This window comes from Paenibacillus sacheonensis (assembly GCF_009909195.1).
GTDB classification, from domain to species: Bacteria; Bacillota; Bacilli; order Paenibacillales; family Paenibacillaceae; genus Paenibacillus_Z; species Paenibacillus_Z sacheonensis.
In genome coordinates, this window is sequence record NZ_JAAAMU010000001.1 from 706,769 (window position 1) to 723,872 (window position 17,104).

Annotated in this window: 16 protein-coding genes; 15 read left to right on the plus strand and 1 reads right to left on the minus strand. The window is 57.4% G+C overall.

Features of this window, described 5'->3' with window-relative positions:
• Window positions 1-38 precede the first annotated feature (38 nt).
• From GT003_RS02990 to queC, 12 genes are all read left to right on the plus strand, one after another.
• Window positions 39-539 (plus strand): GNAT family N-acetyltransferase, encoded by a 501-nt coding sequence (locus tag GT003_RS02990; RefSeq protein WP_161694196.1) that lies wholly within the window; start codon window positions 39-41, stop codon window positions 537-539.
• A gap of 322 nt (window positions 540-861) precedes the next feature.
• Entirely contained in the window at window positions 862-1,281 is a 420-nt protein-coding gene (locus GT003_RS02995; RefSeq protein WP_161694198.1) for a VanZ family protein, read from the plus strand.
• Between the two features lie 81 nt (window positions 1,282-1,362).
• Window positions 1,363-2,121, plus strand: a complete 759-nt coding sequence (gene hisA / locus GT003_RS03000; protein WP_161694200.1) for a phosphoribosylformimino-5-aminoimidazole carboxamide ribotide isomerase — start codon at window positions 1,363-1,365, stop codon at window positions 2,119-2,121.
• A 137-nt stretch (window positions 2,122-2,258) separates the two neighbouring features.
• Entirely contained in the window at window positions 2,259-3,476 is a 1,218-nt protein-coding gene (gene fdhA / locus GT003_RS03005) for a formaldehyde dehydrogenase, glutathione-independent (RefSeq protein WP_161694202.1), read from the plus strand.
• 177 nt (window positions 3,477-3,653) lie between these two features.
• Window positions 3,654-4,106 (plus strand): effector binding domain-containing protein, encoded by a 453-nt coding sequence (locus GT003_RS03010; protein WP_161694204.1) that lies wholly within the window; start codon window positions 3,654-3,656, stop codon window positions 4,104-4,106.
• A 433-nt stretch (window positions 4,107-4,539) separates the two neighbouring features.
• Window positions 4,540-6,153, plus strand: a complete 1,614-nt coding sequence (locus tag GT003_RS03015) for a type 2 periplasmic-binding domain-containing protein (RefSeq protein WP_161694206.1) — start codon at window positions 4,540-4,542, stop codon at window positions 6,151-6,153.
• 44 nt (window positions 6,154-6,197) lie between these two features.
• Window positions 6,198-7,103 carry an ABC transporter permease gene (locus GT003_RS03020; protein ID WP_161694208.1) on the plus strand — a complete coding sequence of 302 codons (906 nt, stop codon included), beginning with the start codon at window positions 6,198-6,200 and terminating at the stop codon, window positions 7,101-7,103.
• A 16-nt stretch (window positions 7,104-7,119) separates the two neighbouring features.
• Window positions 7,120-8,001 carry an ABC transporter permease subunit gene (locus GT003_RS03025; RefSeq protein WP_161694210.1) on the plus strand — a complete coding sequence of 294 codons (882 nt, stop codon included), beginning with the start codon at window positions 7,120-7,122 and terminating at the stop codon, window positions 7,999-8,001.
• A 217-nt stretch (window positions 8,002-8,218) separates the two neighbouring features.
• Complete coding sequence (locus tag GT003_RS03030) at window positions 8,219-9,040, plus strand: PhzF family phenazine biosynthesis protein (protein ID WP_161694212.1); 822 nt, start codon at window positions 8,219-8,221, stop codon at window positions 9,038-9,040.
• A gap of 74 nt (window positions 9,041-9,114) precedes the next feature.
• On the plus strand, window positions 9,115-9,597 hold the full coding sequence (gene queD / locus GT003_RS03035) for a 6-carboxytetrahydropterin synthase QueD (protein ID WP_161694214.1): 483 nt from the start codon (window positions 9,115-9,117) through the stop codon (window positions 9,595-9,597).
• Window positions 9,587-10,297 carry a 7-carboxy-7-deazaguanine synthase QueE gene (locus GT003_RS03040; protein ID WP_161694216.1) on the plus strand — a complete coding sequence of 237 codons (711 nt, stop codon included), beginning with the start codon at window positions 9,587-9,589 and terminating at the stop codon, window positions 10,295-10,297. Before queD ends, GT003_RS03040 begins: the two co-directional genes overlap by 11 nt.
• Before the next feature lies 1 nt (window position 10,298).
• Window positions 10,299-11,000 (plus strand): 7-cyano-7-deazaguanine synthase QueC, encoded by a 702-nt coding sequence (queC, locus tag GT003_RS03045; protein WP_161694218.1) that lies wholly within the window; start codon window positions 10,299-10,301, stop codon window positions 10,998-11,000.
• A gap of 141 nt (window positions 11,001-11,141) precedes the next feature.
• Here the strand turns inward: queC and GT003_RS03050 are convergent, their stop codons facing one another.
• Complete coding sequence (locus tag GT003_RS03050) at window positions 11,142-12,341, minus strand: GGDEF domain-containing protein (RefSeq protein ID WP_161694220.1); 1,200 nt, start codon at window positions 12,339-12,341, stop codon at window positions 11,142-11,144.
• 447 nt (window positions 12,342-12,788) lie between these two features.
• Here GT003_RS03050 and GT003_RS03055 point away from each other — a divergent pair, with 447 nt between their 5' ends.
• From GT003_RS03055 to GT003_RS03065, 3 genes are all read left to right on the plus strand, one after another.
• Window positions 12,789-13,931 carry a glycosyltransferase family 4 protein gene (locus GT003_RS03055; RefSeq protein ID WP_161694222.1) on the plus strand — a complete coding sequence of 381 codons (1,143 nt, stop codon included), beginning with the start codon at window positions 12,789-12,791 and terminating at the stop codon, window positions 13,929-13,931.
• A gap of 14 nt (window positions 13,932-13,945) precedes the next feature.
• Window positions 13,946-15,307 (plus strand): metallophosphoesterase family protein, encoded by a 1,362-nt coding sequence (locus tag GT003_RS03060; protein ID WP_161694224.1) that lies wholly within the window; start codon window positions 13,946-13,948, stop codon window positions 15,305-15,307.
• Window positions 15,304-17,104: AAA family ATPase (locus GT003_RS03065; protein ID WP_161694226.1), on the plus strand; the 1,801-nt coding region annotated here is incomplete at its 3' end. The genes GT003_RS03060 and GT003_RS03065, both read left to right, overlap by 4 nt.

Below are 17,104 nucleotides of genomic sequence, written 5' to 3' on the forward strand. Positions count from 1 at the left end.
CTGCCTGTTTTCACCATTTTACGCGACGAGGTGCAACCATGACGAGCAGAATTGCGTTTGAACCCTATGACAGCCGATATTTGGAATCGGTCCGCGGAACTTATAATTATTTCGTCGAGCGGACCACGGTCTCTTTCGATCTGTATCCCTATACGCCGGAGCAGATGGAGCAGCTGATCGAACCCCTCTCGGAACTATACCGGTCTTATGTCGCGCTCTATGATGGACAATATGCGGGTTATTTTTTGCTGACCCAGCATAAGAAGCGGCCTGCGTTCAACGTCACTGCGGAAGTGACGGTCTATCTGGAGCCCGCCTTTACCGGCAAGGGCATTGGCAAGAAAGCGATGCTCTTCCTGGAAGAAGTGGCGAAGCAGCTGAATTTCCACTCGCTGATCGCAACCATCTGCACGGAGAACGAAGGCAGCATCGCGTTATTCTCCAAGCTGGGGTACAAGCAGGTATCGCATTACGAAGAGATCGCCTACAAATTCGATCGATGGCTCGATTTGGCTTGTTATCAGAAAAAGCTGAAGTAGAGGCGGGATGCACATGCGGGACCGAGCTTCTTCGCGCGCGCCGCGGATCAAGGAAAGTTACGGGCATGCACGCTCTTACCTGGCATGAACTGAACGAGCACGGAATAGCTATAGTTGGCGGGGGGACGAGCGGACTGGCTATTCCATCGATGCCGATTTCCTTGCGGCGCGCGATTCAGGAAGAATCGATCCGATACCGTCGCGACTGCGTTCATCTATCGATCTCCGAGCGCGAGAATGCGGGATGCGCTGTCCAATAGGCGGACATCAGCGCGCCTTGCGAGACGGACCGCTTCAGGTTGGGAGGTTAGCTGCGAAAGCGATGAAACGAGCAATCGCACTGATAACGTTGGCATATGGCCTGTTACTCTTATATTGGATGTTTATCGGATTCGGACGAACGAATCCGAACTTGCCGGGGTACCGGTACAACGTGATGCCGCTTCAGACGATCAAGCTGTATTTCGTCCATGCGGACAGCTTTCCGTTCAAATATTGGATCGTGAATATCATCGGCAATGTCGCCGTGTTCGCGCCATTCGGCCTCTCCGTCCCGTATTTGCTCCGCATGCGGCTGTTCTCGTTCACGATGCTGTTCATCTGCGTCTTATTCCTGCTCGAGACCTTCCAACTGCTGCTGCAGCGCGGAAGCTTCGACATCGACGATATCCTGCTGAACACCATCGGAGCGTGGTTAGGCTTCGCATGCCTGCATCTCATTCGCAAGCGGACGGCCTTATGATCGTAACAAAGCGATACCATTATTGTAGAAGCCAAAGCCTGCGCTGCTGTGCGGCATTATTTCCAGAGAAGAGGGACAACCATGAAATTCAGACCTTGCATCGACCTGCACAACGGCAAAGTGAAACAGATCGTCGGCGAGACGCTCGGCGGCAGCGACAAGCAGGTGGTGGAAAATTTCGTGTCCACGCATGATTCCGCGTATTACGCGGACATGTTCAAGCGGGACAAACTGACCGGCGGCCATGTCATCATGCTCGGCGGCGGCAACGAAGATGCGGCGCTTGCGGCGCTTCGCGCCTATCCGGGCGGTTTGCAGATCGGCGGCGGCATCCATGCCGAGAATGCGGCGTTATACTTGGAAGCGGGGGCTTCGCATGTCATCGTAACCTCGTATATTTTTCGCGACGGCGAGTTGGACATGGATAATCTGCAGCGGATCGTTGCCGAGGTCGGGAAGGACAGGCTCGTTATCGATCTGAGCTGCAAGCAGCGGGACGGTCAGTGGCTCGTCGTCACGAACCAGTGGAAGACGTTCAGCAACTTCGTCGTCGATGCCGGCCATCTGCGCGAGCTGGAATCGTATTGCGATGAATTTCTGATCCATGCCGTCGACGTGGAAGGGAAGCGCACGGGCATATTGACCAGCCTGATCGAGCTGCTTGCGCAAGGCGTTACGATCCCGACGACGTATGCCGGCGGAGCGCGTTCGTTCGAGGACCTGGATCTGTTTCGGCGGTTAACCGCAGGCAAGCTGGATATCACGATCGGCAGCGCGCTCGATATCTTCGGCGGCGCCCTGCCGTATGACGAAGTCGTGGCGTATTGCGGCCGCGAATAGCCCGAATGGAATGAGCGCCAACTGCCGAAGAAGCCGGTTGGCGCTTTTTTGCATAGCTTTTCCTACTGGAAGCGATTACAATGAGAGAGTGATTGCTCTAGTAATTTAATCCATGGTTAAGAGGAGTGGCTGATCGAATGGCTGGAAATCGTGCGGTAGTCTATGTGGAACCCGGCAAGGTGGACGTAAGCGATATTTCGTATCCGGAGCTGATCCTGCGTGACGGACCTGGCGTGAATCCGCTCAATGTGGGGCGGAAATGCGAGCATGGCGTCATCCTGAAAGTCATCACGACGAACATTTGCGGAAGCGACCAGCATATGGTCCGCGGACGCACGACCGCTCCGAGCGGCCTGGTGCTTGGACATGAGATTACGGGCGAGGTCATCGAAGTCGGCCGCGACGTTGAGTTTATCAAGAAAGGCGATCTTGTATCCGTGCCGTTCAATATCGCGTGCGGACGCTGCCGAAACTGCAAGGAACGCAATACGAACGTCTGCTCCAACGTCAATCCCGATCGTCCGGGCTCGGCGTACGGCTACGTGGATATGGGCGGCTGGGTTGGCGGACAATCCGAATACGTCATGGTTCCCTATGCAGACTTCCAGCTGCTGAAGTTTCCGGATAAAGACCGCGCCATGGAGAAAATCCTCGACTTGACGATGCTGTCGGACATTTTCCCGACGGGCTATCACGGTGCAGTCAGCGCGGGCGTTCGCCCGGGCTCGACGGTTTATATCGCAGGCGCCGGTCCGGTGGGCCTTGCCGCGGCGCATTCGGCCCAGCTTCTCGGCGCCTCGGTCGTCATCGTCGGCGATCTGAACAGCGAACGCCTGGCACAGGCGAGAAGCTTCGGCTGCGAGACCGTGAACCTGCGCGAGCATGCGAACCTCGCGGAACAAATCGAACAAATTCTCGGCGTGCCGGAAGTCGACTGCGCGGTGGACTGCGTCGGCTTCGAAGCCCATGGCCACGGCAAATCGCATGGCGAAGCGCCGGCTACCGTGCTCAATTCCATCATGGAAGTGACGCGGGCAGGCGGCAGACTCGGCATCCCCGGCCTCTACGTGACCGGCGATCCGGGCGCCGTGGACGAGGATGCGAAGATCGGAACGCTGAAGATCCGTTTCGGCCTCGGCTGGGCGAAGTCCCACACGTTCGTGACAGGCCAAACGCCGGTCATGCAGTACAACCGGGAGCTGATGAGCGCGATCTTAAGCGGCCGCGCCCAAATCGCGAAAGCGGTCAATGCGACGCTGATTTCCTTGGATGAGGCTCCGGGGGCTTACAACGCTTTCGACCAAGGCGCATCCAAGAAGTTCGTCATCGACCCGCATGGCTCGGTAAGACGTTAATCGACGCAGGCCGCATGGTCCTTCCCGGGACCGTGTGGCTTTTATTATTCACCATTCCCCCAAGCAGCTGGGGCCAGCTGGTAATATAGGGGTACCAATCAGCAAGCCAATCATGGTAAACTGGTATCGGTACGGGTCAACCTTAAGCATTGAAATTGGTGTAGGAGGTCATTCGCGGTGAATAATTGCACTTTGATTACCAAGCCAGCGATGAATCTGGTTGGAATCAGCTATTGCGGTCCCTATTCGACGTTTCCGGACGAAGCCATTCATTTGCAGAGTGAGTTTCTCTCCAGAAAGCATGAAATCGAAGGCGATGTCAAAACGATGGTCCTGTACAGCCCCTATTTCGGCAATGAGGTTTTCGCAACGTATTGGGCATGCTTCGAGGTTTCGCATTTGGAGCAGGTGCCGCAGCGAATGGTCCAGTTCACGATTCCGCAGCGCGCCTATGCCATGGCCGTTTGCACGAACGAACGAATCGGCGAAGGCTACGAGCAGCTGACGGCATGGATGAACGAACAGAAGCTGGTGAAGCGAGACAACGCCGTATCGCTGGAAATCTTTTATATCGACGAGCATTTGGAAGCCGAACAGGTCGAACTGTTGATTCCGATTGAAGAAGAATAACGCGTGAATGGAACGAACACTGCCCCGCAGGCTGCATTAGCCGCTGCGGGGCAGTGTTTTTTTGTGCGTCTACCGGAGCTGACCGTTATCGGAGAATAGGCATTAAGACCTTTGGAATTCGGTCTATTCAACTATGTACATATAAAAACATATACATATTGTATACAATAAAAATCGAAATAAATAAAGGATACTTTCAGACTGTTTATCGTATTTATCCATGTCGTATTTTGAATTAAAATATTTGAAGTATTTAAATTGTATACCTGTTGTATATCTAAAAAACATCGTGTATGCTAGTCACAATCATGGGTCGCGGAGGAGCGCGCAAGACAGTCTAAGAAACCTCGGACAGGTGAATGACAGCGCTGTCAATACGACTCCTTGAAAGCAAGCATCCATAACACTTCATGCAGTGAAAGGGGTATTGAGCATGCAGAAGAAGAAAGCGGCCGCTGCCATATTGGCAGCAGCCCTCATCCTGGGAACGGCGGCGTGCAGCAACGGCAACGGCAATGACAACGGAACAAATGCAAACGTTTCCAACGAACCGGCGGATGGCGGAACCGTCGATATTCAATTCGGGAGCGGCGCCGATCCGAATGCGGAGTACATGGCGAAGCTGACGAAGAAGACCGGGGAAACCTGGGAAGACAATCGTTGGACGCGCCTGTACAAAGAGAAGCTCGGCGTCGTCACGCATTACAAAATGATGTATCCGTATAACGATTACAACACGAAGCTCAAGCTGGCGATTACGTCAGACGACCTGCCGGACGTCTTCCCGATCAACGATAAAACGGACTTTAAGCAGCTGGCGGAAGGCGGCGCGATCTATGAGATGGGACCGATTTACGACAAGTACGCTTCGCCGCTCCTGAAAAGCATCATCGAGGCGGAAACGAAGAGCATCTTCGATCCGGCTACGTTCGGAGGCAAGATCTATGGCATCCCGCAGAAAATGCCTTCGACGAACGGGTACAGCCATCTATGGATTCGCGAGGATTGGCTGAAGAAGCTGAATCTGGATCGCCCGAAAACGATGGACGACGTCTACGACATCGCCACGGCCTTCGCCAAGCAGGATCCGGACGGGAACGGTAAGGCGGATACGATCGGCCTCGGTCTCAACAAAGACATTCTTTATTCCTCGCGCGGCTTGTTCTGGGGCTTCGGCGCGTATCCGGACTTCTGGACGAAGGACGGCGACGACAAAGCGGTCTACGGAACGACGCTGGACGCGATGAAGAAACCGCTCGACATGCTGGCGCGGATGTATAAGGACGGCCTGATCGACAAGGAGTTCGGCACGAAGGACGAGACCAAGGAAATGGAAAGCGCCGTCTCCGGCAAGCTCGGCATGTTCTACGGTCCCCACTGGCTCGCCTACAGCGTGGAGAAGACGTCGGATAACGACAAGAATGCCAAATGGATCACGATTCCGCTGCCGAGCGAGAGCGCCGACGTGCATATCCCGCTCGACAACGCGACGGACGGCTACCTTGTCGTAAGCAAGAAATTCAAGCATCCGGAGCTCGTCGTGGAGATGCTGAACGTTTACGCCGACACGATGTTCGGCGACGCGAACCAGTTCGAGAAGTTCTGGTCGGAAGGCGATATCGATTCCTTGTGGGCGATGGGACCGGTCCATACGCTGCTGCCTTCGCTTGATCTCGTCGGTCACCAGGATATCAAGAAAGCGGTGGCGGACAACACGACGGACCAGCTCAAAGGCGTGGCGAAGGGCTTCTACAAATCGATGCAGGACGGCGTCACGGGCATGTCCATGATGTTCGGTCCGACGGATACGCCGTTTGCCTTCGTCGATCAGACGTATCCGGATCAAGTGATTTGGAGCGCGTTCAGCGGAGCGCCGACGCAGACAATGGTCACGAGCTGGAGCTCCATGGGCGAGCTGGAAGCGACGACGATCACGGCGATCGTACAGGGCAAGGAAGACGTGGACAGCGGCTTCGATAAATTCGTGGACAGCTGGAACAAGCTCGGCGGCAAGCAGATCACGGAAGAAGTCAACGCGCCGAAATAAGCTTCGGCCGAGTCGGTACTTAACCAAGAAAGGAGGGCGTGCCCATGTTCAAGCGATACGGGAACCGAAGAGAGCTGCCGCTGCATCTGATGCTGGTGCCCGGCCTCGTGATGCTCCTGATTTTCGCTTATGTTCCCATGATGGGCATCATCATCGCCTTTCAGCAATTCAACCCGGTGAAGGGGCTGTTCGGAGATCAGAACTGGGTAGGCCTGGCGAATTTCAAGACGATCTTCGCCATGCCGAACATATGGCAGGTCATCGGAAATACGGTATTCATCGCCGTCATGAAGATCATTCTCGGCATGATCGTCCCGATCGTCTTCGCCCTGCTGCTGAACGAAGTGAAGCAGGTGCTGTTCAAGCGCGTGACCCAAACCATTATCTACTTTCCTTACTTCCTCTCCTGGATCATTCTCAGCGGCATCATGATCGACATTCTGTCTCCGTCGACCGGGCTTGCGAACGTCATCCTGTCGTGGTTCGGACTGGGACCGGTGTACTTCCTGGGCGAGAACAGCTGGTTCCCGTATACGATGGTGGCTTCGGACGTGTGGAAAAATTTCGGCTTCAACAGCGTCATCTATCTCGCGACGATCACGAGCATCGATACGACGCTGTACGAAGCATCGGCGGTCGACGGCGCGGGCCGCTGGCGCCAAACCTGGCATGTGACGCTTCCGGGAATGAGGATGATCATCGTCCTGCTGATGGTCTTGAGTCTTGGCAGCATCTTCGATGCCGGCTTCGATCAGATCTTCAACCTGTACAGCCCGCAGGTGTTCGCGTCGGGCGACATTATCGATACGATGATCTACCGTCTTGGCCTGCAGCAATCGCAGTACAGCATTTCGGCCGGCGTCGGCCTGATGAAGTCCGGCGTATCCTTCGTGCTCATCACGGTCTCTTATTACATGGCATACAGGCTATTCAAGTATCGATTCTTCTAAGGAAGGGGTGGGCAGCGTGCATGTGCATTCGACCACCGGAACCCGAATCTTCAATCTATTCAATCTGATCGTGCTCACGTTGACATGCGCGGGCTGTCTCATTCCGTTCATCCACATCGTCTCTTTGTCCTTCAGCGACAAGGCGGCGGTGATGGGCGGGCTCGTGAAGCTTTGGCCGGTGCATTTCACGCTCGATCCGTACCGGTACGTGCTGGAGCGCGGAGCGTTCTGGCATGCGTTCGGCATGACGCTGGAGCGGGTCGCGATCGGAGCCACGCTGAACGTCGTGCTCGTCATCATCCTGGCTTACCCGCTGTCCAAGGCCGGAGACAAGCTTCGGATGCGGACGCTGTACGTGTGGATTTTCTTCTTCACGATGCTGTTCAACGGCGGATTGATTCCCAATTACATTCTGGTCAAAGAGCTGCACCTGCTGGACACGGTTTGGGCGCTCGTGCTTCCCGGCGCGGTCGGCGTGTTCAATATCGTGCTGCTGCTTAACTTCTTCCGCGAGGTGCCCGCCGAGCTCGAGGATGCGGCTTTTATCGACGGCGCGGGACATTGGCGGACTTTATGGCAGATCTACGTGCCGGTCTCTTTGCCGGCCATCGCCACCGTGACGTTGTTCAGCATCGTCGGTCATTGGAATGCTTGGTTCGACGGCATGATCTACATGAAGGTCAGCCATTATCCGCTGCAGACGTATTTGCAGTCGATCGTCATCAAATTCGACTTCAATACGATGTCTCCGGAAGAAGCGAAGCGGCTTGCGAAGCTGAACGATCGGTCGATCAAGTCCGCGCAAATGATCGTCGCCGTTATCCCGGTGCTGCTCGTCTATCCCTACCTGCAAAAATATTTCGTATCGGGCATACGGCTCGGAAGCGTGAAGGGGTAAGGAGCGGACTTGTCCGTTTGCGCGGCGGCAGTCTTAGCATTGCGCAGCAAGGAATCAAGCCTAATCAAGAATCAAGCGCGGCAGGGAACGCCCTGCCGCGCTTTTTGTTATGCGACGGCATTGCCGATCGGCCTGAATGCCTGCTCACGACGAAGTAGGAAATAGGGACGGATTTTTGTACAATGGAGTGTATACGGAACGAGAGGAGACGCTGGATATGACGTTAGCAATTGCGATCATAGATGCTTTTACGAGCGAGCCGTTTCGCGGCAATCCTGCGGCAGTCTGCCTGCTTGAAGAGGAACGGGAGCCGGAATGGATGCAGCGGGTCGCCGCGGAGATGAACCTGTCCGAAACCGCGTTTCTGCGCCGCAGGCAGGACGGCAGCTTCGGTCTGCGCTGGTTTACGCCGACGCAGGAGGTCGACCTCTGCGGTCACGCGACCCTCGCAAGCAGCCATTATTTATGGACGAACGGGCTGTTGGACCGCGAACGGCAGGCGAGATTTTATACGAACAGCGGGCTGTTGACGGCAACGCTGGAAGAGGGCGGCATTCGCCTTGATTTCCCGGCGGAGGCCGCCGCGCCGGTCACCGCTCCGGAAGAACTCATTCAAGGGCTGGGCCTTATACCGCGCTATACCGGCCGCAATCGGATGGACTATTTAGTGGAGGTGGACAGCGAGGAGACCGTTCGTACGCTGCGGCCGGATTTCGGCATGCTGGCGCGCGTGAACGCACGAGGCGTGATCGTCACGAGCCGAGCGGCCGCCGGAACCGGCGGGACCGCCGAAGCTGCTGCAGCGTACGATTTTGTCTCCCGTGCCTTCTATCCCGCGACCGGCGTTGACGAGGATCCGGTAACGGGTTCCGCCCATTGCGCGCTTGCGCCATACTGGCAGAAGCGGCTGCGGAAGAACGAGTTTCATGCCTATCAGGCTTCCGCTAGAGGCGGCGAGATGCATGTCTCCGTGCACGGGGAACGCGTACATATGGTCGGCCAAGCCGTGACGGTCATGCTGGGGCAATTAATGGTATAGTTAGATGCTAGATACACGCTTGACATTGTGCTATAATAGCATATTGCAATTGGAAAATGAGGAAGGTGTGGAACGTGACGTACGAGATTCCCAAGCATATTCAGCAGTTCGGGACCGATATCGAAGAGCATCAGCTTCGTTATCATAACCGGCGGGTGCTCGTTTCCAAAGAATTTACTTTTGACAGCGCGCATCACCTGCATCTCTACGAAGGTAAATGCAAGAGCCTCCATGGCCATACGTATAAGCTTCAAACGATTTTGTCCGGCACGACCGACAAGCGCGGCTTAACGATCGATTTTGCCGATATGAAACGGATCGCCAAGGAGCGGATCATCGATGTCCTGGACCACCGTTACTTGAACGAGGTACTGCCGCCAATGAATACGACAGCGGAAAACATGGTCGTATGGATGTACGAGCAGCTGCATGACGCATTGGTCGAAGAGGGCCATTATCCGAATGTCCGCATCGAAGAGATCCGGCTTTGGGAGACGCCGACCAGCTATGCGGCGGTCACGCGGGCGTTGATGGAGGCGGACGAGCATGCCGGTTAACGAGATGGCGTTAACGCCGCGGGCGATCCGACTGCCGATGGTGGAAATTTTCGAAACGGTCGAAGGCGAAGGCACGCGTGCCGGGTTTCCGACCGTTTTTGTTCGTCTGTTCGGCTGCAATCTGCGCTGCGTCTGGTGCGATACCAAATACAGCTATCCGCCTGCGGAGGCGGCCAACACGATGACGATCGACGAGATCGTCGCGCAGGTCGAATCGCAGTACAAGGCGGAGCATATCTGCATGACGGGCGGAGAGCCCTTGCTGTACGGCAGCCGTTCCGCGGCCCTGCTGAAGGAACTCTGCGGCATCGAACGCATCAAGGACGTGCATGTCGAGACGAACGGCGCCATTGATTTGGCACCGTTCTTGAGCGAGATCGGTTCGCCGAAGGCGCGATATATCATGGACTACAAGCTGCCGGATTCCGGAGAGAACGATGCGATGCTGCATGGCAACTTCGCGCTGCTGCGCCCGCAGGACGAAGTGAAATTCGTCATCGCGAGCGACGCGGATTTCGACTTCGCCGTGAAGGTGCTGGCGGCGTATCCGACCGAGGCGCTCGCGCTCTTCAGTCCGGTATGGGAGAGCATGCCGCCGGCGAAGCTTGTTCAGAAAATGCTGGCTGCGGGCTTGACGGGGGTCAAGCTGAACATGCAGCTGCACAAAATCATTTGGGACCCGGCCCAGAGAGGTGTATAACTTGACGACGAAAAAAGCGGTTATTATATTGAGCGGCGGATTAGACAGCACGACCTGCATGGGATATGCGAAAGAAGCGGGCTATGAATTGTATCCCCTGACGTTCGATTACGGTCAGCGCCATATCATTGAATTGGAGAATGCCCGTGCCGTTGCCGAATACTACGGAACAGGCGACAGATATAAAGTCGTTAAGCTCGGTTTCCTGCGCGAGTTCGGCGGCAGCGCGCTGACGGACGACAGCATCGAGGTGCCGAAGACGGGCGCGGAGCCCGTACAGGGCGAAGCGGGCGAAATACCGGTGACGTACGTGCCGGGACGCAATCTGCTGTTCCTGTCGATCGCCACGTCGTATGCGGAGACGGTAGGCGCCGAGGCGATCTATATCGGCGTGAACGCGCTGGATTACAGCGGCTATCCGGACTGCAGGCCGGAATTCATCGCCAAGGTGCAGGAAGTCATCGCGCTCGCGACGAAGGTCGGCGTGGAAGGCAAACCGATTTCCATCGAAACGCCGCTGATCGACTTGACCAAGGCGGGAATCGTAGCCGAAGGCATGCGGATGGAGGTCCCTTACCGCTTGACGACGTCCTGTTATAACGGCGAAGCCGAAGCTTGCGGCGAATGCGACAGCTGCCGCCTGCGGTTGAAGGGCTTCGAAGAAGCGGGAACGACCGATCCGATTCCGTACAAATCGCGTTAAGATGCGTTACGCGATGCAGCCTGCTTGCAGGCGATTAGAACCCCATATACGAAGACAGTCCCGGCTGCGAGGAGTCATTCATGGCTCGCAGCCGGGACTGTCTTTTGTTATTGTCCGTGCATATCCGGCGGCCGACCCCGCTCACATCTGCGCGTTCTGTTTCGCTGGGCTGTCGGAGGCGCGCGATCGGGTTCGCATCGAGGCATGGAGCGTCACTTTGTTCTTGCCGGTCGTCTTGGACTGGTACATCGCTTCGTCCGCTTGCCGGACGATCTCGGCGACGGATGCCCCGTCGCGGGCGGCGCTGACGCCGACGCTGATCGTAACGATCGTCTCCTTCTCCACGCGGCTTCGGATCGCTTCGGCGACGATCTCGGGCTTAATGCCCGGCGCGGCTATCAGGCCGAGAAGCTCTTCGCCGCCATAACGGCCGGCCGTGCCGATTCCCGCGGTTTCTTCCCGCAGAATATCGGCCACCTGCTTCAAGACGCCGTCCGCCTTATGATGGCCCTGCGTATCGTTGAGCTTCTTGAAATTGTCGATATCGCAGAAGATGATCGCGATCCGCTTGCTTTCCCGAAGCAGCTGGTCGGCTTTCTTGGTGAAGTGGCGGCGGTTGTAGAGGCTGGTCAACCCATCGGTAATCGACGATTGGAAGGTCATCAGCAGCCGTTCCAGCACCCATTCGAACAAGAGGAGGAACAAGAGCGCATAGTAGACGACCGGGAGCAGATGGCTCAAGATGACAAGCATCGGCACTTTGCCGTGGAATACGTAATGGTCGGCCATCACGCTCAGCTGCCGCGTGAAGTAGACGATCAGGCTGGCGGAGTAGGTGAAGCGCTGGTCGATTCCGCGCAGGTTCAGCAGGATCACGAAGTTCAAGATGAGACCGTAGAAGTCGACCGCGAGAAAATTAACCGCATCCGCATCCGGGCTTGCAAGCGCGATGTCCGGCGTGAACGCCACCTGCGCCGCCGTCACGAGCGCGAGGCCGGCAAACATGAGCAGGAACGGAAAACCTTTCAATTTGGCCGAACGGCCCGTATATAATTTCATGAATACGAAGTTGATGATGATAAACGTCAGCAGATCGAGGAAGACGCTGGCTAGCTCCCAGTAAGGAGCCGTCGTCCGGCCGGAGCAGGCGATGCCGAGCACGGCCGCGTTCTGAATCAGAACCACCAGCAGCACGAGGATCAGCATGAGGTAGGTTTGATTGCGCCGATAGCTCTGGTACAGCTTGACCGCCATGAAGAGCATGAGAACGAGGATGGTCATGACGCAAGCGGATGCGAAAATGTGGCCGGATAGGCCGGCTAGCCAATGAATGAACGTCATAATTCAACCACCTAAGATGAGAGTGCGAACAAGGTTGATTATCGGCAAAAAGCCGATTTTTCGTGAGTATACAGAAACGTATGTTCTAGTATATCATATTTATAGACGAGAAACGTCGGGCGATTAGGATTATTTTTCCCTGCATCCGGCGCTTGCCGCTGCGGTCATATGACCTCGCGTCCGCGGATGCTTTCTAGTTTGATGGCATCTCTCATACCTTAAGAAGACCTCGACTAATATCAACCGCGCGATCGGAAAATGGATGAGAGGGCTTTGAAATCCTTACTCCGGCTTTGCCGGCAGCGAGAAGAGGAAAGATTGGAATTGCGGACGAAATAACACTATAATGAACAGACACAAACGGCGGTTCGACAGGCTGGACGGATCTCGTTTATCGTGATTCATGCAAGTCGAGAAGCAAATCGCAGTGGTTTGGGAGGGCTTGAGATGAATATTTTGCAGGCACTGTTTTTCCCCCCGGAGCAGCCGGGCGGCGTGTCCTCCATGGTTCCTTACATTCAAGAAAGATTCAACAAGCTTGGCTGGCCAATGGAATTGTTTTCGCTTCCGAGACGAGTCAGAGGGAAGGGGCAGGAGCCTGTCGCCTTCGAGACCTTCGACATTACGAATTACGAGGGCAATCCCATCGTCGATAAATATTTGCAAACGTACCGCGACTACGTCTGGTGGACGAAGCTGCGAATCAAGAAAAGCTACGATATCATCCATGCGCATCATCCGATCTCCGCATTGGTCATGAAGCAGCTGTATCCGGATACGCCCTTGGTCATGACGATCCATTCCAGCTTCGAGCGCGAGTTGATCCTGAACGGGAAGATCATCGAAGGCGGCATGGAGCATCGGTTCCTGACCGCCATCTACGGCGAGCTGGAAGCGAAGGCGGACCGGATTCTGACGCCGTCGGAATCGTTCCGTTCGTATCTGAAGCCGTACGTGAAGGATGCGGACCGGATTCAGATTATCCCGAACGGCTTCGACGAGAAGCGCTTCAAGCCGATCTCGCATGAAAACGCGGTCGTCCAGCTGATCACCGTCTGCCGGCTCGTCCCGGCGAAAGGACTGGATGTGCTGCTGCATGCCTGCGCGGAGCTCAAGGCCCGCGGCCATAACTTCGTGCTCCATATCATCGGAGACGGACCGAGCCGCCAGGAGCTCGAGCAGCTGGCGATCGAGCTGAACTTATACGACGATATTATCTTCTACGGCTACATGCTGCACCCGGAAGAATTCATGCCGTTCTTCGACGTGTTCGTGCTTCCTTCGCGAGCGGAAGCGTTCGGATCCGTGTTCGCCGAAGCGGCGTTATGCTGGCTGGCGCTTATCGGCACGAACGTCGGCGGGATCGCCGAGCAGATCGACGACGGCGTGAACGGCTTGCTGGTGGAGCCCGAGAATCCGACGGCACTGTGCAATGCGCTGGAGAAGGTCGTATCCGATCAGGATTACCGATACAATATGGCTCGGGCCGCTTGGAACAAAGCGAAGAAGGTTTATTCGCTGCAGCGGGTCATCGCGCAGCTGAAACAGGTTTATACGGAAATTCAACCAGAGCCGGAAGCAGCGGAGTAAGGGAGAAGGAGAGCATGGGCGTCCCATTTCGGTTTATTCATGCCGCGGATTTGCATGTAGACAGCCCGTTCCGCGGGTTGTCCGAGGCGCCTTCCCACGTTCGGGAAGCCCTCCAGGCGTCGACGTTCCGGGCGGTTGCGAGGCTCGTTGACGCCGCGATCGCGGAAGCGGTCGATTTCGTCGTCATCGCCGGCGATCTGTACGATTCCGCCGACCGCTCGCTGCGCGCCCAATTGGCGCTTCAGAAGGAATGGCAGAGGCTGCACGCGCACGGCGTGCAGCTCTTTGTCATCCACGGCAATCATGACCCGTTGTCCGGTCAGCAGGCTGCACTGCGCTGGCCAGACTCCGTGTATTTCTTCGGCGCCGAACGCGTCGAGCAGGTCCCCGCCTATACGAGGCAGGGTGAACTCGCGGCCTACATTACCGGAATCTCGTACGGCACGCGATCGGTAACGGCCAATCTGGCGGCAGGCTATAAGGCCAGAATGGACGACAGCTACGGCATCGCGCTCCTTCACGGCAACGTGGACGGCATTGACGGTCACGATCCTTACGCGCCCTGCAGGCTGGACGAGCTCGTCGGCGCGGGTTTTCATTACTGGGCGCTTGGCCATATCCATATCAGGGCGGTGCTGCACGAATACCCGCATGTCGTCTATGCCGGGAATACGCAGGGAAGGCATGCGAAGGAATCCGGGGCGAAGGGCTGCTATGTCGTGGATGTTTCCGCTTCGCGCGAGACGGAGCTGCGCTTCGTGCCGCTCGATTCGGTTCGCTGGCTGAACGTGCAGACCGCGATCGAGGGATTGACTTCGGAGCAGGAATTGCTCGATGCCATGGAAGACGAAGTGTGCCGAGCGGCCGCCGATTGCGGCGGGCGTTCTATTATGGCGCGCTTCTCACTTGTCGGCAGAGGCGTCCTGCATGCTAGATTAGGAGATTCGGAGCGGCTGCAAGAGCTGCTGGAGGGACTTCGGGAGCGGATTGCCGAGAACGGTTCCGGATTGTTTTCCACAGGAAACTCGGAGTACGGCTGGTGCTGGATCAGCGAACTGGAGGCGTCCACGGGGGCGCCGATCGACCTTGCCGCCCTGGCGGAAGAAGACAGCTTTATCGGCGAGCTGATCCGGGAAAGCCGTCAAGCGGAGAGCGGAGAAGCGCTCCAATCGCTGATGGAAGAGGCGATGCTGCCGCTGCTGGGTTCGCCTAAGCTGCGCAAGCTTGTCCGTTCCGCGATGGAACGGCACGCGAACGGCTGGCTGGATAAGGCCAGGGAGCTCTCGGCGGGGCTGCTGGCGGCCGCCGAGCCGGATTCAAGCGCCTCGAATTCCGTCGGCGCTGCCGTTCTGGAACAAGGAGGAGAAGCGAAGTGAGATTACATAAGCTGCATGTCGAAGGATTCGGCAAGCTGAGCGATGTCACGTGCAGCCTGGATGCCCCCGTAACGATCGTGTACGGGCCCAACGAAGCCGGGAAGAGCACGATGCTCGGCTTCGTTCGTTCGATGTTGTTCGGCTTCGCCCATAAAGGCAGCCGAACCGAAAGGCTGGAGCCCGTGAACGGCGGGCGCCACGGCGGCCGTTTGTTTTTCGCCGATAAGAGTGGCCAGCCTTATGTCATGGAGAGGTACGGCAGCTCGTCCGGCAAAGTCGCGGTGCGGCGATTGGGAGGCCAGCCGGTTGGCGATGCGGGCGGAGAGCTTATCGAAACGCTGACGCAGGCGCAGTGGGAACGGCAGTATCTGGGAGGCATCGGCGAGCGGGTATTCCGCGAGCTGTTTGCCATCACGTTGACGGAGCTGCAGGCGATCGGCATGCTCGAGGGCGACGAGCTCGGCAAACAGCTGTATCACGCCGGCTGGAACGGGGGGAGCGCGATCGCCGGCACGGAGAAGCTGCTGCAGGGTCGGCTGGACGAGCTGTTCAGGCCGCGGGGCAGCAATCAGCAGATCAGCAAGCTGCTGAAGGAGCTGGACGAGACGGAAGCGCAGCTGCGGAAGCTGGAAGATGGCATCGCGGCGTTCAACGAGCTTTCGGCGGGCATTGACGAAACGGAACGCAAGCTGGCCGCAGCGGATGAAAGCCTTCCTTCGCTTCGCAGGCAAACCGCCTTGCTGGAGCGGGCCGTGGAAGTCAGATCGTCCTGGATCCGGCGGCTGACGTTCTTGCAGGAGCTCGAAGGGTTGAATGACGCTCCGCGCATGGCCGCGGACGCCAGAAGCCGCTGGGAATCGCTGGCGGGCGAAATGCGGCGCGCGTACGAAGCGATTCGCGAAGCGAACGACCGCTCGACCGTGCTGGAGAACCGGATCGGGCGGCTGCATGTCGATGCGGCGCTGCTTGCGCGAAGGGAAGAGATCGAAGCGCTGATGCTTTCCGTCGAGCAAGTATCGGTTTCGCGGCAGTCCGCGGCGGAGCTTGCTGCCGAGATGGACGAGCACCGGGAAGCTGCGAAGCGGCTGCTGCTGCGCATATCGCCGGCTTGGACCGAGGCCACGCTGCACGGGTTTCTAGCCGGCGTCGCGGAACGGGAAGCGGTGCGCGAGCATCGGACCGTGCTCCAGGAAACGGAGAAAGCGCTCCGCCTTGCGGAGGCCGAATATCGGGCCGCGCACGGCCGCGAACGGGAGGCAGCCGAAGGGCTAGCCGCGGAACGGGAATCGCTGGCGGCAGCCGGCGAGCCGAACGGTCGGGGAGCAGGAGTTGATAGGGATGAAAGGGTTGATTGGATAGACAGGGCTGATAGAGCTGACAGAGCTTATAGGACTGACAGAGTTGAAAGAACTGACAGAGCTGACAGAGCTGACAGAGCTGACAGAGCTGACAGAGCTGACAGAGCTGAAAGCGCTGGCGGGGCAGCTGTCTACGAGGACGAGGCATTGGCGGAGATCTTCCGGCTGCTCCCGCAGACGGGCGATGCGTTGCGGTATGCCGCGCGCCAATTCGAAGAGGCCTGGCGGGAGCTGGAGCTTGCGCTGCTGCGCGAGCAGCACGAGGGAGCGGCCGCCCCTGTAGATACGGGGCGCCGCGCTTTTGGCGGCTCCGCCGCTGCGTATGGCGCTGCGGCGATGGTCTTGGCCGCCGGCGCTGCGGCGCTCGCGGCCAGCGGCCTGCCCGTCGCGGCGGCCGCTGCCGGCGCAGCCGCGGCAGCTCTGGCGGTGCCGGCGCTGC

Coding starts and splice junctions, on each gene's coding strand:
- GT003_RS02990 (WP_161694196.1), top strand. CDS start 39: ATGACGAGCAGAATTGCGTTTGAACCCTATGACAGCCGATATTTGGAA.
- GT003_RS02995 (WP_161694198.1), top strand. CDS start 862: ATGAAACGAGCAATCGCACTGATAACGTTGGCATATGGCCTGTTACTC.
- hisA (WP_161694200.1), top strand. CDS start 1,363: ATGAAATTCAGACCTTGCATCGACCTGCACAACGGCAAAGTGAAACAG.
- fdhA (WP_161694202.1), top strand. CDS start 2,259: ATGGCTGGAAATCGTGCGGTAGTCTATGTGGAACCCGGCAAGGTGGAC.
- GT003_RS03015 (WP_161694206.1), top strand. CDS start 4,540: ATGCAGAAGAAGAAAGCGGCCGCTGCCATATTGGCAGCAGCCCTCATC.
- GT003_RS03020 (WP_161694208.1), top strand. CDS start 6,198: ATGTTCAAGCGATACGGGAACCGAAGAGAGCTGCCGCTGCATCTGATG.
- GT003_RS03030 (WP_161694212.1), top strand. CDS start 8,219: ATGACGTTAGCAATTGCGATCATAGATGCTTTTACGAGCGAGCCGTTT.
- GT003_RS03040 (WP_161694216.1), top strand. CDS start 9,587: ATGCCGGTTAACGAGATGGCGTTAACGCCGCGGGCGATCCGACTGCCG.
- GT003_RS03050 (WP_161694220.1), bottom strand. CDS start 12,341: ATGACGTTCATTCATTGGCTAGCCGGCCTATCCGGCCACATTTTCGCA.
- GT003_RS03055 (WP_161694222.1), top strand. CDS start 12,789: ATGAATATTTTGCAGGCACTGTTTTTCCCCCCGGAGCAGCCGGGCGGC.
- GT003_RS03060 (WP_161694224.1), top strand. CDS start 13,946: ATGGGCGTCCCATTTCGGTTTATTCATGCCGCGGATTTGCATGTAGAC.